The sequence below is a fragment of the Rhizobium sp. Leaf321 genome (assembly GCF_001423215.1).
Taxonomy (GTDB): Bacteria; Pseudomonadota; Alphaproteobacteria; order Rhizobiales; family Rhizobiaceae; genus Neorhizobium; species Neorhizobium soli.
Genome location: NZ_LMOF01000006.1, coordinates 534,677 through 550,425, shown reverse-complemented (window position 1 = coordinate 550,425; position 15,749 = coordinate 534,677). Strand labels below are relative to the sequence as shown.

The 15,749-nt window shown below is 59.1% G+C and carries 16 protein-coding genes; all 16 read right to left on the bottom strand.

The window, feature by feature from the left end; genetic code table 11:
- Nucleotides 1–26: 26 nt before the first annotated feature.
- A complete protein-coding gene (locus tag ASF70_RS08995) occupies nucleotides 27–446 on the bottom strand; it encodes a hypothetical protein (protein ID WP_062453788.1) in 420 nt (139 codons plus the stop codon).
- A gap of 24 nt (nucleotides 447–470) precedes the next feature.
- Complete coding sequence (fliR, locus tag ASF70_RS08990) at nucleotides 471–1,223, bottom strand: flagellar biosynthetic protein FliR (protein ID WP_062453789.1); 753 nt, start codon at nucleotides 1,221–1,223, stop codon at nucleotides 471–473.
- Nucleotides 1,220–3,304 (bottom strand): flagellar biosynthesis protein FlhA, encoded by a 2,085-nt coding sequence (gene flhA / locus ASF70_RS08985; protein ID WP_062454866.1) that lies wholly within the window; start codon nucleotides 3,302–3,304, stop codon nucleotides 1,220–1,222. The genes fliR and flhA overlap by 4 nt, the downstream gene beginning before the upstream one ends.
- A 193-nt stretch (nucleotides 3,305–3,497) precedes the next feature.
- Nucleotides 3,498–3,764, bottom strand: a complete 267-nt coding sequence (gene fliQ / locus ASF70_RS08980) for a flagellar biosynthesis protein FliQ (RefSeq protein ID WP_062454868.1) — start codon at nucleotides 3,762–3,764, stop codon at nucleotides 3,498–3,500.
- A 156-nt stretch (nucleotides 3,765–3,920) separates the two neighbouring features.
- Complete coding sequence (gene flgD, locus ASF70_RS08975) at nucleotides 3,921–4,352, bottom strand: flagellar hook assembly protein FlgD (RefSeq protein ID WP_062453790.1); 432 nt, start codon at nucleotides 4,350–4,352, stop codon at nucleotides 3,921–3,923.
- Nucleotides 4,343–4,792 (bottom strand): flagellar biosynthesis repressor FlbT, encoded by a 450-nt coding sequence (gene flbT / locus ASF70_RS08970; RefSeq protein WP_062453791.1) that lies wholly within the window; start codon nucleotides 4,790–4,792, stop codon nucleotides 4,343–4,345. Before flbT ends, flgD begins: the two co-directional genes overlap by 10 nt.
- Complete coding sequence (gene flaF / locus ASF70_RS08965; protein WP_062453792.1) at nucleotides 4,789–5,136, bottom strand: flagellar biosynthesis regulator FlaF; 348 nt, start codon at nucleotides 5,134–5,136, stop codon at nucleotides 4,789–4,791. The genes flbT and flaF overlap by 4 nt, the downstream gene beginning before the upstream one ends.
- Nucleotides 5,137–5,184: 48 nt before the next feature.
- The gene (locus tag ASF70_RS08960; RefSeq protein ID WP_062579114.1) at nucleotides 5,185–6,213 is read right to left on the bottom strand and encodes a flagellar hook-associated family protein; all 1,029 of its coding nucleotides are present in this window, start codon (nucleotides 6,211–6,213) and stop codon (nucleotides 5,185–5,187) included.
- 3 nt (nucleotides 6,214–6,216) lie between these two features.
- Complete coding sequence (gene flgK / locus ASF70_RS08955) at nucleotides 6,217–7,656, bottom strand: flagellar hook-associated protein FlgK (RefSeq protein WP_062453794.1); 1,440 nt, start codon at nucleotides 7,654–7,656, stop codon at nucleotides 6,217–6,219.
- Between the two features lie 16 nt (nucleotides 7,657–7,672).
- Nucleotides 7,673–8,941 (bottom strand): flagellar hook protein FlgE, encoded by a 1,269-nt coding sequence (locus tag ASF70_RS08950; protein ID WP_062579112.1) that lies wholly within the window; start codon nucleotides 8,939–8,941, stop codon nucleotides 7,673–7,675.
- A 179-nt stretch (nucleotides 8,942–9,120) separates the two neighbouring features.
- The gene (locus ASF70_RS08945) at nucleotides 9,121–9,792 is read right to left on the bottom strand and encodes a winged helix-turn-helix domain-containing protein (RefSeq protein ID WP_062579110.1); all 672 of its coding nucleotides are present in this window, start codon (nucleotides 9,790–9,792) and stop codon (nucleotides 9,121–9,123) included.
- A gap of 271 nt (nucleotides 9,793–10,063) precedes the next feature.
- Complete coding sequence (locus ASF70_RS08940; RefSeq protein ID WP_062454870.1) at nucleotides 10,064–10,579, bottom strand: transglycosylase SLT domain-containing protein; 516 nt, start codon at nucleotides 10,577–10,579, stop codon at nucleotides 10,064–10,066.
- A gap of 169 nt (nucleotides 10,580–10,748) precedes the next feature.
- Nucleotides 10,749–12,356, bottom strand: a complete 1,608-nt coding sequence (locus tag ASF70_RS08935) for a flagellar hook-length control protein FliK (RefSeq protein ID WP_062579108.1) — start codon at nucleotides 12,354–12,356, stop codon at nucleotides 10,749–10,751.
- The gene (locus tag ASF70_RS08930; protein WP_062453798.1) at nucleotides 12,353–13,630 is read right to left on the bottom strand and encodes a chemotaxis protein; all 1,278 of its coding nucleotides are present in this window, start codon (nucleotides 13,628–13,630) and stop codon (nucleotides 12,353–12,355) included. The genes ASF70_RS08935 and ASF70_RS08930 overlap by 4 nt, the downstream gene beginning before the upstream one ends.
- A gap of 6 nt (nucleotides 13,631–13,636) precedes the next feature.
- On the bottom strand, nucleotides 13,637–14,845 hold the full coding sequence (locus ASF70_RS08925) for a MotB family protein (protein ID WP_062579105.1): 1,209 nt from the start codon (nucleotides 14,843–14,845) through the stop codon (nucleotides 13,637–13,639).
- Nucleotides 14,842–15,489 carry a hypothetical protein gene (locus tag ASF70_RS08920; protein ID WP_062579103.1) on the bottom strand — a complete coding sequence of 216 codons (648 nt, stop codon included), beginning with the start codon at nucleotides 15,487–15,489 and terminating at the stop codon, nucleotides 14,842–14,844. The genes ASF70_RS08925 and ASF70_RS08920 overlap by 4 nt, the downstream gene beginning before the upstream one ends.
- Between the last annotated feature and the right edge of the window lie 260 nt (nucleotides 15,490–15,749).

Genomic DNA, 15,749 nt, shown 5'->3' with positions numbered 1-15,749 from the left:
AGTTCCTCATTATTTAGCGAACTGGATCATCCCTTATCAAGCTTGCTGGAAGCTGGTGTGGAGACCATCAGGCCGAGATCAACGAGATCGTACATGCGCTCGTCCTCGGCAAGCCGGCCTTCCAGCTCCTTTGCGTCGCCCATGCGCTCCTCGAGCCTATCGCCCTTGGTCTTTTCGCGCAGGACCCGCTGTTCCTGCGCCTTCTGCTGGGCAACGATCTGCTGGCTTCGCGAAAACAGGCGTGTCAGCCGGTCGGCGTAATTCTTGGAGAACTGCTGGTGTACGGGATCGGTCGAGGACAGCGCATCGACAGTCGTGTCGATGGATTGATCGATTTCCGCCTTGCGCTGCACCGTGGTGCTGAGCTCGAACTCGGCGAGCTTTTCTAGCTGGCGCTGGACATCGACCAGACGCCGCAGCTTGTCGGATTTCTTGTTGCCTGCCACGCGCGTCCTCCTTGGAAGCCTTGCCTACAGCCCGGTGAATACAAGCGGAAACCCGCGCACGAATTCCTCGATCATGGAGGCGATGCCGAGATAGAGCAGGAAGATACCACCCATCAGCGCATACGGCGTCGAGATGAAGTAGACCGGGATCTGCGGCGCCATCTTGTTGATCATTCCGACAGCGACGTTGAACATGATGCCGTAGACGAGGAAGGGGCTCATCAGCCTCAGGACGATCATGAACGTGGCCGACAACGTATCCGTCAGGGTGATCAGGATGCGCCGCGGATTGAGACCTTCGGCGAGCGGGATTGTCGTGTAGGAATCGACCAGCGACCTGATGACGATGTGATGGAAGTTCAGCATAAACAGGACAAGCAGGCCGGACAGAGTCAGAAGACTGGTCAGCTGGCTTTCCGACGAATCTTCCAGCACGTCGGATCCGGGCGGACCGCTGAAGGAGATCGACATGGCGATGGCGGCGCCGGCAAACTGCAGACCCGACGCATAAAGGCGGGCGATCAGGCCGAACACGGCCCCGACGAGGGTTTCAGACGCAATCAGCAGGCCAAGACCCGCAGCGTCACCGGAAACCCTGGGGTAGATCGTATCCCAGACCATCGGCAGCACCGCCATGGACAGCGCCACCGATAGAAACAGCCGGACTTCCATGGGCAATCTGGCAGACGAGAACCCGGGCATGATCATGATGCAGCCGCCGATTCGACAGAATGCAAGAAAGAGAGCGATGACCGTGCCCTGCGGGTCCGTTATCATGAGATCGATCCAAGTACCTTGATCTCGGTGCCCTTTGCCAGCTCGACATGCGACAGGACGGGAAGGGTTGCGAACAGCCGCTCGATGATCATGCGCACATAAGAGCGTGTCTCCGGCGACGTGACAAGTACGAAGGGCATGCCCTTGTCCATGTATTCACGGATGACTTTGCCCGCCTGTTCGCTGAACTCTTCGAGCGAGCGCGGATCGATGTCGAAATCGATGATGTCGCCCTTCGGATCGCGCTTGATTGCCTGGTGGAACAGAAGGTCCCATTTGGAGCCGAGACGCAGGACGCGAAGGATGCCGTTGTCGGCGAGATCGCCGCAGATCTGCTGGGCCATGCGGACGCGCACGTGCTCGACGAGCTGCTCGGTCTTGCGGACATGCGGCGCGAGTTCGGCGAGCGCTTCGAGAATGAGGTGCAGGTTCCGGATCGAGACGCGTTCGGCAAGCAGAAGCTTGAGAACCGCCTGAAGGCCGGAATAGGACATGTGCGACGAGCACATCTCGTCCGCGAGCTTCTTGTACTCCGGATCGAGACGTTCGATGAGGATCTTGACGTCCTTGTAGGACAGAAGCTGCGGCAGGTTGTTGCGGATGACTTCGCTGACATGGGTCAGAAGCACCGAGACGTTGTCGATCGGGTGGAAACCCTCGCGCTTTAGATCCTCGACGAAATGCTCCAGCACCGAGACGGCCGGCATGCCGAACGTGGGTTCGCGAACCTCGTCGCCGGGAACCGACGGCTTGCGATCCTTGCCGACGATGACGAGGACTTCGCCCAGTCGCAGCGTGCTGCTGGCGACCGTCGTTCCGTGGATGCGGATCTGGTAGGACTTTTCCGGGATCTGGATATCGTCGACGACCTTGATTTCCGGCACGACGAACCCGTATTGCGTGGCAAACCGCTTGCGCATCTTGCCGACGCGGAACCCGAGTTCCTGGTGTGCGCCGAGAAGACGCGGCGAGACCTGCTTGCCGAGCGCCAGTTCGATTTCTGCCGTCTTGAGGACGTTCTTGACCGAATCCTTTTCCGATTCGCGGTTCTCGACGACCTTCTTTTCCTCGCTCTCGCGCACCCTCTGGTTCTCGGCTTCGATCTGCCGCGGAATGACCCAGCCGGCACCGGCGAGAAGGAATGCAAGCGTCATGAACGGCATGAACGGCAGGCCGGGCACCAGTGCCAAGGTCGCCATCATGCCGGCTGCGACCCACAGAGCGCGAGGATAGCCGCTCAGCTGGCCGATAACAGCTACGTCGGTGGAACCCTGGGTACCGCCGCGGGTGACGATCAGGCCGGCTGCGAGCGAAACGATCAGCGCCGGAACCTGGGAAACGATACCATCGCCGACCGACAGCTTGACGAAGACGTCGGCGGCTTCGCCGATTTCCATGCCGTGACGGAAGTACCCGATGATGATGCCGCCGAACACGTTGATCGTGGTGATCAGCAGGCCGGCGACAGCGTCACCGCGAACGAATTTGGAGGCACCGTCCATGGCGCCGAAGAACGAGCTTTCTTCTTCCAGCTCGCGGCGGCGCAGCTGCGCCTCCTTCTCGTCAATGATGCCGGCGGACAGATCGGCATCGATCGACATCTGCTTGCCGGGAATGGCGTCGAGGGTGAAGCGCGCGCCGACTTCGGCGATACGCGTCGCACCCTTGGTGATGACGATGAAGTTGACGACGATCAGGATCAGGAAGACGATCAGACCGATCACGAAATCGCCGGACATGACGAGGTTCGCGAAACCCGCGATCACGCCGCCGGCGGCGGTATGGCCTTCGTGGCCGTGCGAAAGAATGACGCGGGTGGTGGCGATATTGAGCGCCAGCCGGATCATCGTCGCGATCAGAAGGATCGTCGGGAAGGACGAGAAGTCCAGCGGCCGCTGGATCCACAGCGCCACCATCAGGATCAGAACGGAAAAGGCGATCGAAAACGCCAACCCGATATCGATCATGAAGACCGGCACCGGCAGGAACAGGATGCACAGGATGGCCATGATACCGACGGCAAAGCCGATATCGCGGCCATTCGGCGCGGCCTTCACGGGGGTAATGGACGTCTTCGTCATTGCCATATGCGGTATCTCTTCATGAGATTAGAAAGGCGCATGCTGCGCCCATGGATCGCGCAAAAAGCAAGACATGATAATGCCCAGACCTGTTGCGACAGATCCCTTCTAGGCAGCGAAGCTTGTGTGAGGGTGTCCGCCATCATCGCAGGCGAAGCGTGCGAGCAAGCCTCGCAGCCTTGGCAGCCGTGCGCTAGAAACCGGACTGGACGCGCGAAAAGACGAGATCGGTGAAAAGCGAGATCTGGCCGCCGATGAAGGGAGCGGCAATCCCGAGCGCCAGCATGACGGCGACGATCTTGGGCACGAATGTCAGTGTCATTTCCTGGATCTGCGTCAGCGCCTGAATGAGCGCCACGACCATGCCGACAATCATCGCGGTCAGCACTGCCGGGCTTGAGGCGATGAGAATCGTCCATATCGCCGAGTGCATCATGTCGAGAGCATCGGCTTCATTCATTGCAGGATCATCCGGGGCATTGGTGTCGTGGCCATCATCATCTGGCGCGAATCGCATGCGGATGATGACAGCCACCGACCGCCAATGCAATTGAGCGACCGGTACTGCCCCCGGCAAAACCGCAGGCTCGCCTGCAATTTCAGGAATTCAGTCGGATCAGGACTCCGAGGACTTCGTCGCAGATATCGTGATGCCGTCGCCGATCGTGATCTCCTTGCCAGCATCGGTCGTTGCAACCAGACCGTCGGACGTGACTTCGATCGATTCGACCACACCGCTGGTCTTGCCATCACTGCTGGTGATCGTCTTGCCGATATAGGACGAGGCGTTCGACAGCGACGACTGTGCGATCAGGCTTTCCAGGTTGGTGTTCGTCTGGATCGACTGTTCGACCTGCGAGAAGGTTGCAAGCTGCGAGATCTGTTCGCTGGCATCCAGCGGATCGGTCGGATCCTGGTTCTGCATCTGGGCGATCAGAAGCTGCAGGAAAGCGTCGTAATCGAGCGAAGCGCTTGCCGCAGCGGATGAAGCCTTCGACGAACTGGTTGCAGTCGTCGAGGTTGCGGATGATACCGTATCTACTGCCATAGCCCCATCTCCTTGCGCAGACCGGCGATAGCAGCCGGCGCGACTTCCTTGCTGTTCAGGATGCGCTCTTCGACAGGATAGAGCGCGCGGATTGCCTTCAGTGCTTCAAAAGCGCGATCGGAGGCGACAAGCGCATCGATCTGCTTGAGCTCGTCGATGATTTCCGGATTGCGGAAGCATGCGAGCAGCATCATGACCGACCGGCGGAACATGGTCACGGCCTGGTCCTTGCCTTCCGGATTGATCAGCATCATCTGTGCGATGAAGTACAGCTGACGAAGCGGGGTCGTCGTATCCTCGGGCTGGAGAACATGGTTTTCCAGCAGGAACGTAACGTTGTTGAGGAATTCGAGAGAAACCTTGCGATCAACACGCAGGACTGCGCCGTTGATGAAGATCTTTTCGCCGGACTTCAGCGAGATACGCAGTGTGCTTTTCATCTTAGGCCATCCCTGATGATGGTAGTCACGTCGATAATGCCCTGGTAATTGTCGGACTGCTTCTTACGAATGCGTTCGCATTCCTTCAGTATCCAAAGGGCGATGGAGATCAGCTTTGCGCGCAGCTCGATGCCGAGCTCGTTGTCGGGCTGGTTGAGGTCTTCGATAAACCGGGTCCAGACCCTGCGCGTATAATGGATGGCCTCGACGGCCTCGCGTCCATAATGCGATTTGTTCGGGACTGCAGAGAGGAGCTCAATGGAGCGGGCCAGAACCTGGCGTTCTCTCTCTCTAGCGCTTGCGAGGTCATCCTTGATTACCTCGGCATACGCAAACTGGAACATGCTTGCTTCCTTCATGTTGCAAACCAAATGCCGCGGGGCAACTACCCATTATAGATAGTTGACGAGGCTCAGTCCCTGGATCTTGGAGGTGATGGTGTATGAGGTCTCTACTTGCGTCAACAACGTGTTGAGACGCACCGAAGCATCATAAGTATCCACGCCGACGAGATCTGTCAGTTGGGTGTTGATGATATCCATTTGCGCCGACATGGCGGTATTGGCCTTTTCGACGCGCTCCTGGGAAAGCCCCATGGAAGAGCGCTCAGCATCGATGCCGGACACCGATAGGCCGGCAAGATTGGTAACGGTCGCGTTGACCTTGTTCAGTGCATCGGCGGACAGGCCCGCCGTTGCCAACTGGGACGTGATCAGGCTGCCGAGAACGAGGTTTTTGAAGCCATCGGCATTCAGGCTCGTCGAAGTGGTGACGGTCTCAGACGTGCTGACACGACCGGTCATTTTGGTGTCGGACGCGTTTGTCCAGCCGGACCAGTCGAAGGACGACGTATAGTCCTCGAGGAAGGTCGCCATCTGGCTGGACGATATATCCGATGCGCTGGAGATACCGTTGGCCGACATGAAGCTCGAAAACTGCGTGTTGAAGTCGTCCGTCAGGTCGGTGATGAAGCTGTCGTCCAGAGGTGCGGCATCGGTGTTGATGCCGGAAAACAGATACTCGCCATTGACCGAGACGTTTGCGTAGCTGACGAAATTCTCGAGCACGGACGTCGCCGTATCGGCAGAAACCTGCAAGCTCGTCTTGTCGCTGCTGCCGGAGAGCGCGACCAGCGAATCCAGCAGCGTCTGGCCGGAGTCGGACATCTGCTCCATCGCAAGCTGCGAGGAATCCATTCGCTGATTGGTCAGCGAATTGGAATCGATGATTGCCTGCAGCCGTGATGACTCGCGGCCGTAATCGAGGCTTGCAGACGTCCGCGTACCGAGTTCCAGACCCGTATCCGCATAGGTACCGTTGACCGATTCCTTCTGCAGTTTGGCGATCTCGGTCTGCGAGTTCTGTACGGTCAGCTGCATTGTCTGGCTGACGGAAAGGGTTGAGATGGATGTCGTCTTCATGACTTAGTTCGCAGCCTCCATCAGCGCCGCCAGCATCTCGTCAATGGTCGACAAGAGCTTTGAGGCCGCCTTGTAGGATTGTTCGACATCGAGGAGGAGGATCAGTTCCTCATCGAGATTGACGCCCGTTGCGTTGGAATAGGCCTCGGTTGAACGCGACAGCATGGCCGTCGTGGTTTCCGCAGCATTTGTGGCTCCGCTCCGGTATTCCTCGACCCAGCCGACTGAATCCGTTGAGTAATCCAGCAATGTGGCCTTGTCGCCGATCTTGGCGGCAGGATCAAATTCCATGGAAGTCTCGAAGCCCGAGACATATTCGCTGAGCAACGTGGAAAAGCCGCTCGCGCTTTCGGTGTTGACACTGGCACCCGAAATCGAGCCGTCCCTGAGCTTGGTGGGGTCGGCGACCGCCTCGGCATTGACCGTGATGATCCCAGCCAGGCCGGTGATGATCTCAGCCGTTTCAAAATCGACTTCGTCGCCTGTGGTCGTCGTGAAAAGACCGGCGATCTGGCTTGCGCCATCTGTTTCAGAAAACAGGGAAATCAGGCCGCGGGCAATTTCGTCGAGCTGGTCCTGGTACGTTGGATAGACCTCGTCACGCAGCTGGACGAGTGCCTGAAGCGACCCTTGCGCCGTCGTGTCGCTGCTCTGGCCGGCTTTCAGCTCCACGCCGTCGATATAGACTGCGCCGCCGACCGTCGTTGCATCGTAACCCGCAGTCGAATCGAACGTTACAGGCCGTGCCGTGCTTTCGAACAGCGTGATGCCGCCATTCGTATAGATCGACATGTCGTTGTTGTCGCGCGTCGCGGTGCTGATGCCGACGATGCCGGAAATCTGCTTGAGCAGGCTTTCGCGGGTATCGAGAGCATTGTTGCCGTCGGTGCCGGCCGCAGCCGCCGTCACAACCGCCTTGTTGGCCTGCTCGAACTGCGCAAGCAGCTTATTGAGCTTGTCAACCTGGCCGGAAATCTGGGCGTCGGTGCCAGCCCGAAGCTGCTGCACTTCGGTGGTGCTGGTATTGAGAGCCGTCGCAACATCGACCGCCGAGTTGACCGCAGCCGAAGCGAGCGTCACGTCTCCGGGGGTCGCCGCGTAGGTCTGCAGCGCGTCCCGCAGTTCGGACAGTGCCGTGGACGGAGCAAGCGAATACCCGTCCCCGCCCATGATTGTGTAGACGGATTCCAGTCCGGCCAGCAATGTCTGCTGTCCCGCATCGTCGGCCGTAGACGAGAGTGTCTGCTTCAGCAGCGCGGCGTCTTCCGTCCGCGCTGTCTGAACGGTCGTGGCACCGGTATAGGCGTTCGTGACAGTCGCTGCGGAACGGCGGTTGTAATCGCTGTTCCCGACGTTTTGAACGTTTGTCGACAACACCCCCGTCTGCGTGGCGGTGTTGTTCAAGATATTCTTTGTCGTACTCAGTGCCGATGCGAGTGACATCGCTTAACTCCTGAAACTACCGGACCAGATTAATCAGTACGTCCATCAGATCGGAACCGGTCTGGAACACTTTGGAATTGGCGCTATAGCTGCGCTGCGCTTCGATCATCTCGGTCAGTTCGTTGGCCAGATCGACGTTGGAGGTTTCGAGCGCGCCCGAAACGATCTCGCCAAATCCACTGGAGCCGGCAAAGCCGAGGGTGACCACGCCGGAGCTGCTCGTCGTGCGGTAGACGTTGCCGGAGGAGACTTCGAGGTTGTCGGGGCTTTCGACCGTCGCCATGGCGATCTGGTACAGCGACTTCGACGAACCGTCCGCATAGACCGCGTTGATCGTGCCGTCTGATTCGATCTTGACGCTGGAGATGGAGCTCGGCGCGCTGCCGTTGACGCTGCCGCTCGAGATGTTCGACTTGGCCGACAGCTGCGTCATGCCGGCGAGATCGAACTTGATCCCGTTGACCGTGACAGAAAGCTCCTCGGCACCGTCAACCGTTTCAAGCTTGCCGGACGAATTAAACGCGAGCGACAGGTTGGCGAGTTCGCCATCACCGCCATAAGGGAAGCTGCCGGTGCCGGTCGTGCTTGCGTCAGCTGCGTTATAGACGCTGAGCTGCCATTCGCCTGCAGCCGTCTTCGAGAAATAGAAGTCGTAGACGATCGGGTTGCCGAGGCTGTCGTAGCTGGTCAGCGACGTCTTCAGCGTGCTGTCCATGTCGACGTCGACATCTTCGGTGTTGTCGGCCGGCAGGTCTGCGGCGACGACATCGGACGCGCTGTTGAGGTTGCCGGAGAGCGACCCGGAGGTCGACGCGACCGCACTCAGTTCCGAGCCGCCGACATTGATCGGGACCAGGCCGTCATAGCTGTTGACGACGGTCGTCGGGGTTCCGGAATCGTAGGAGTAACCGAGGAGCGTATAGCCTGCAGAGTTGACCAGGTTGCCCTGCTCGTTCGGCGTAAAATCGCCGGAACGGGTCAGAAAGGTCTCGCCCGCTGAATTCTGTACGACGAAAAATCCGTCGCCCTGGATGGCAAGATCGGATCCTGACGTGGTGTATTCGAGAGCACCCTGCTCAGAAATCGAATACTTCACGCTGGTTTCGACACCACCGGAATTGTATGAGCCGGCCGTCGATGGCAGCACTAGCGACGCAAACTGCGTGGACGACTTTTTGTAGGCAGTCGTCGACGAGTTAGCAATGTTATCGCCAACGGTGCCCAAGCGGTTTGCCTGTGCATTCATGCCCGATACGGCGGTTTTCATAGTTCCGAAAAGGCTCATAGCAATCCTCGTTGCACTTAGGCTTATGACTTTAGGGGATGGGCCTTGCGTGAAGCTGTCTGCGTGCTGGCATCGAGCGCTGATCTGCGTCGAAGTCGAGGGCCCTATCTGTCTGACAAAAATGACAAATCGAGCACGCAAAAAAAATGGCACCTCATATTTGGGTGCCATTTTCAGTGTTAGTTCCAGTCGATGCAGTATCCTAAGAACCGCTTCGAATCGATGGGATCGAAGCCCAGTTTCTTGCGAAGCTTCTTGCGAAGCTTGCTGATGTGGCTTTCGACCACGTTCTCTTCGACGTCCTCGTCGAACACGCCGTAGATGGCGTTGAAGATCTGCGACTTGGAAACCCGACGGCCGCGATTGGCAATCAAGTATTCCAGGATGCGGCGTTCGCGCCGTGGAAGTGCAAACGCTTCGCCTTCGACTTCCGGATCGCGGCCATCGGAGAAAACCCGGATCGCGCCGATGTCGGTGTGATTGGCAACCGCGTTCAGGCGGCGGCGGATAGCCGCTGCCCGTGCCAGAATTTCCCTTGGATGAACCGGCTTGCGCACAACGTCATCGACACCGCAGTCGAAAAGCGCAAGCGTGGATTCCAGGGACGGCTGATCGCTGACAGCGATTACCGGTGCACTGCTGCGTCCACGGATTGCCCGTGGCAAATCATGGATCAGGTCGCCCTGACCAATCAAAAACGCCTCGATTGCAGCAATATCGGCTTCCGCTGCCGAATTCACCCAATCTGTAAATTCTTCCGGATCAAACCCGGTAGAAGGAACGCCTTCGCGCCCAAACAAAGACGTGTAACCGTCTTTCACTATTTCTCGTTCATCAACCACTACGATCATTCGTCCGCCTCCGAATCAATATCGCATCTCAGTGAGAGAGTGATACGAATCGTCAGGAATCTGGGCAACTAGAGGAAGTAACAGGGGCTTGCTAATAATTGATTAACCATGTTGCGCCGATTTGGTACTACATCTAGTGGAAAAAGGGTGGCCTCCGCATAATGCGCGGTGGAAAATTAATTTTTGAGAAAATGCTCACTTGAAAACGCAGTTTGAACGCATTCTCTCACCGGCAGCCGTAAACAGATATTAGATTTCACTAATTTCTAGTTCAGGTTGCGCTCGGACCGCAAAAATTCGTCGCGTTCCGCGTCCATTTTCCGAAGTCGGTGGCAACAAGATTGGCGATCACCCGGCACACATAGCGCTGCTGCGCCGGATTGTTGTTGGGACCGGCATGATATCTGGCGACTGCCATCGTCCATGTCTCGTGCTTGTCGTGCAGCCGTTTCAGAAATAGCGCCGCATATTCGACGTTCTTTCTCGGGTCGAGCATGTCCGGAACCGAGGCAAACTCCTCGCCATGGAAGTGGTGATTGATCTGCATGCAGCCGAGATCGATCAGCTTGGCGCCCGTGCTCTTCGCCTGGGTAAAGAGCTGCATCGCCTCCTGCACAGACGACGCGAAATAGGCCTTGCCTTCGATATTCAGCGCATAGGGACTGAGCGATCCCTTGCGTCCGGTTTCTGTCAGCCCCACCGAGTAGAGGATGCCTTCAGGGACGCCGTATTTGCGCGCTGCGGCCTGGATCTGGGCCTCGCAGATGCTGACCTGTTCCGAGGTGATCTTGCCGTTTCCAGCCTGGCCAGTCCCTGGCTGGGCGGTTCGGGCCTGATCGCGCCGCTGCGGCGCGCCGGCGCGCTTCTGCGTCCCCGGCTGCGCGGCGTTGGGCACGTCTGCCTGCTGAGGAGGCTGCTGGGTGGCGTAGAGCTGCCAGGCACGGGTTTCGACCGCGCTACAGGTAAATGTCGCCAGTGCCAGCGCTGCCGATGTCAGTTTCAACGACAGTCTCATTGCGCTTCTCCATGTCGTTGCGATTGCCGTCGTTGGAGCGGCCACCCTGAGCCTGTCCCTGCTGGCGAGCTGCCTCGCCGTCACGGGCGAGCTGCTGCTGTGTCTGGGCGCCGCTGCCGCCCTGCTGCTGGTCTGCAGACGAGTTCGAGCTGTCGGTCGATGGTGCCATGCTGACGGTCACCTGGTCGACGTTGAAGCCCTGGGCCCGCAACGCATCGAGCATCGGCTTGCTGTCGTCGCTGAGCTCGCGATAGGCCATGCTGCTGTGGACGGTAAGGTGGATGCTCAGCTGATCTCCCACCAGCCGCATATGCGCGGTCACGGTGCCGAGATTGTCGGGCGTCAGCTGGAGCTTGAGCGTATTGACCACGCTGCCCGTGCCGGATGTGCGGGTCGGATCGGTCAGCGCGGAAGACGGCTGCATGGCCGCGGTCCATTCCCTGTTGCTGGAGGCGGCACTCAAAAGATTGCTGGCATTTTCGCCGACGCCAAAGCCCAGATAGCGCCGCGAGTCGAGAACCGTGACGGTTTCGGTGTTGGCTGTGCCTGGAAGGCTGTCCTGCAGGTCGGATCCACCGTCCGCGCCTGTGACGATCGACAGGCTGACAGCCGCAATCGCATCTCCGGCTTTCTGGAAGCGGTAGGATTTGACGTCTGTCTGGGGTTCTGCCTCGCCCGTATCGAGGAAATCGAACGACGTGGCAGCATCCGTGTCGTCGGACGGCATGCTGGCGTCCGTCTTATCGTTCGGGATCCCCGTCTCGGTCACGGAGATCATGGCCGACAGTGCGGCTATATCCGCGGACTGGGCCGGGTTACCGGTCTCGACGCTGGCCGTCAGATTGAGCAGTGCCGCTGTTGAGAGTGCAGCCGTTGAATTTGGCACAGCGGTCGCGAGGGCCGCTCCTTGGCTTTCATCGTCCGGCACGTCTTTCGAAAGCACACCGGCGATCTTCGCCTTTCCATCGTCGGCAGCAACAGTCGTGACGCGTTTGGTTGCAGTAGCAACCAACTGGGTAACGTCGATCTGGCCGCCGGCCTTGTCCGGGCTACGGGTCTGTTTGATGTTGCCTGTTTGGTTGAGGCTGTCACTCTGGTCCTGACCCGGAATCTCTTCCGGCAAGGCTTGTCCGACGAGCTCTTCTTTGACCGCTTCGTCTACAGACAGCGCCGGAACCGGCTGTCCGACCGGGTGCGGCACGTCCACCTGCGGGGCTGCGACCGGAAGCTCGGCTGCAGCCTGGACAAGCGTTGCAGCGGATGGAGCAGCGGTATCCGCAGGTTCCGTCGGCTTGAAGTTTGCGGCAAGCGACGTCAGGTCGGTAAGCGTCTTGAAGCGGGAATTGCCGAGCGAAATCTTTCCCGTTCCGGATCCGTCTTCGGCAACCGCCGTGCCGTTCTCTGTCGATTTCCCGGCATCGGCGTCCGCGTCTGTCAGCACCTGGGCAAATTCGCCGGCTTCGCCGTTCTGCGGCGATGCCTTTCCGAAAAGAGTCCCGACCTGCCCGTCTGATACTGCCTTAACCGAAGCGCCTGCTACGTTCGTCATTCATATGCCTCATCGCTGAGCAGGTCGTCGATCTGCTTCAGCTTCATTCTGTTCTGCTCTACATAGGTCTGGAGGCTTGCCTCCATTTCCGGATTCTCGGTCTTTGCTGCGGGCTTGGCCACAGAGGTGGTCGGTGCCGGCGCCGAAGGGATGGTGGCGGACGCCGTCGCAGCCTGACCCGCTTCGCCCGCGGGCATCACCACCGGCTCTGCCGATACGCTCGAGGTTTCGGGTGCCATCAGGATCTGTTCGACGACCTTTTGCGCCGCTGCACGCAGGTTCCTGTCGCGTTCGGAAAGCGCGCCATCGGGGATCTGCGACAGACTCTTTGCCGCTTCCACAACGTTACTGGACGAAATGCTGGCAAGATCGCCATACAGCTGCCCGATCGCATTGTTCTCTGAACCGGGACTGGGGGAGAGACGTTCCGCGTTCAATGCCGCAAAGCGAGCCAGATCCTTGTTGCCCGCGAGCAAGGCGCGCCTGGATACACGGAGGTAGAATTCGTGCGCGCGCGGATCGTCCATCATTGAGACGACGTCGGTCCAGCGGCTCCGGTCACCCTTGCCGTCATCGTCAGTGGCAAGTTGCACGAACATGTCGATAAACTGGCTGGCATAGGGAGAATAGAGAAAACGACGGACGTATTTCGCCGCCAGATCGAAGCCCCTGCCCGGCTCCGTCTGTAGGATCACGGCGAGCGACCGTCTGAGCGCTGCCTCTTCCAGATTGGTCCCGGGTGCGAGCAGCCGAACCTGATCGAAATAGCCGATCGCCTTGGCGGGGTCGGCATTCGCCGTGATGTTGCCGGCGACGAGCGCCAGATAGGGGCCAACCGGGCTTGTGCCATACTCCTTGACCAACCCCTCGAATGCAGCGACCGCCGTCAGGCCCTGCCCCTGGAAATAGCGACGGAGAACGCGCGCCAACCGGCCATCGAATTCACCGTCGACATCGCGTGCCGCAAGAAAATCCAGCGTCTGCGGATTGCCGCCACTCATGGCGAATACGAAAACCGCATCGACGTTGCGGGGATCCTTGAACACATCAGGTGATGCCGTGCGTAGCCGCTGGTCGAGTGTCTTGAGAAGGAAGCGCTGCATTTCGTTGGCGGAATGATCGCCCGCGACGATCGCGTCCTGCAGATATTGCAGGGAGCGGATCATCTTGTATGGCTCAAGATCCTCACTGGCCACGGCGTTGCCCGCAGCGGCGAGAAAAACCCCGGCGACCAGTGAGCGCAGCAAGTTATGGCGATCGCGCGAACGCATCATCTCGATTTATCCGTTGCCCAGCAGGATTTCGATACGGCGGTTGGCGCCGCTCATCGGATCATCGACGTTTTGAAGTCGCCGGTCGGCAAATCCAGAGACCTGCTTTACCCTCTCCTCGTTCAAGCCGCCCCGCACGAGCATGTAATAGGCCGCATGCGCGCGGGACATTGACAGGCTCCAATTGTCTCCGGTGCGTCCCTTGAAAGGCCGTCCGTCCGTGTGGCCACGAATGATCACCGACCCTGGACGCGCGGCCAGGAGTTTGCCGATCTTTTCCATGGCGAGCACGAGCTCCTTGCCGGGCAATGCGGATCCAACATTGAACATCGCGGTATTTGCTTCGTCCGAGATCGTGATCAGCGTGCCGCCTTCGGCCGGCTGCACCACGATGCCCTCGGCCAGCTTGCCGGCAATCCCGGCGACCTGCGCCTGAATTTCCTTCTGAAGCTCTTCGGCCTTGTCCTGCCCGGCGGCGTCGAGTTCAGCCTTTGCCTTCTTGACCGATGCATCAGAAGCATCGGGCGCTGAGACGGCATCGGGCCTAACCGATACTGGGACAGTTTCCACGGCGGGCGGCTGGGAAAAGGCGCTCGCCTGCTCGCCCGGCAGACTCGTGTCCGAAGCAAGCTTGGCTTGCGCCGGGGTGTCGAGCTGCTTGCTCCAGAAATCCGGATCGAAAGGATCGCGATAGGCTTCTCCGCCATCCGCACCGGTGGACGGACCGGAATCGCTCGCGCCGCCCTCGCCCTTCGTGCTGACATTGGCCTGTTGGCCTACTTCCTGAGCGATGCTGGCAAGCACGGAATAGGGATTCTGGAACAGAGCTGCTTCGGAAAAGGTCATGTCGTCGCCAGAGGCGGAAATGGACTCGCCATCCATGCCCGCCTTGCCGCCGCCCGTCTTGTCGTTCTCCACGGTCGACTTCTTGTCGGAATCTTCGCCCTTGGCCTGATCCGACGGCTTCTTGATGCCCTTGGATGCGGGCGTGTCGTCAGACAGCGGCACGGGATTGAAATAGCTCGCGAGCGATGCCTTCGTTTCCTCATTGGCGGCGTTGACCAGCCACATGACGAGAAAGAAGGCCATCATGGCGGTCATGAAGTCGGCGAACGCAATCTTCCATGCACCGCCGTGATGGCTGTCGTGATCGCCGCGGTGACGCTTGATGATGATGATTTCGTTTTTGCCGTGATGATGGTTCTCAGCTTCGCTCATGCCAGCACCCTCTCAAGGTCGGCGGCAAAGGCAGAAAGGCGCGTCACGAGAAGCGAATCACCGATCTCGACGCGGATGTCGGTGTCATCTGTGTGGACGAAAGACACCGCATCGCCTTTCTCCTCAAGCTGGGCTTTGAGAAGATCGCAGAGATGCACCGGTCCGAAGACCGTAATCTGCTCCAGAATTTCCTTGGCGAGCGTCGGTTTCAGCTCCTCGACAAGCTCGTTGATAGCGCCGCGCATCACCTGTTCTTTGAGCAAGGGAGACAGAACGCGGGCCGTCGCCTCGGACAGTTCGGCAGAGACCCGCGACGCGAGATCCGGAAGAGCCTTCGAGAGATAATCGGCCAACCCGTCCTCGAACTGGAGACGCTGCTGTTCGATCTCCTGCGCATGCTGTTCCTTCAGCGCCTCGAGCTCTTCGGCATGCTTCGCCTCCAAGGATTCGGTCGCCGCAAGATGACCTTCATCATAGGCTTCGCGACGCTCGGCCTCGAGATCGACTTCTACCGTCTGCGCAAAGCTTTCCAGCGCCGGCATCTCGGCGGGCGACGCAAAGTGAGAGGGCGTTTCTATCGGGGCCGCAAGCAGCGCAGCCTCGGCGCCGAAATCTCTGAGATACCGCGCAAGTGGGGAATTCATCAACGCACTCCATCAACGTCGTTTGCGGAATAAGGCCGCAACGTCTCACGCATCGCCCGTTCTGTGATGCTCCACACCGGCCTCCGGCCCGCGCCCGATCGCCGGGGCGGCGGAGTTCGCCATGGGAATAGATCAGAAATTAGGAAGTTAAACTTGTGCGAGGATGATGCAGTCCTCGTGAACCTGAACGACAAGGTGCGACGACACCAAGATACCTGACACCTACGCCGCAAGAGCCGTACAGCAAATGCAATCGGCCG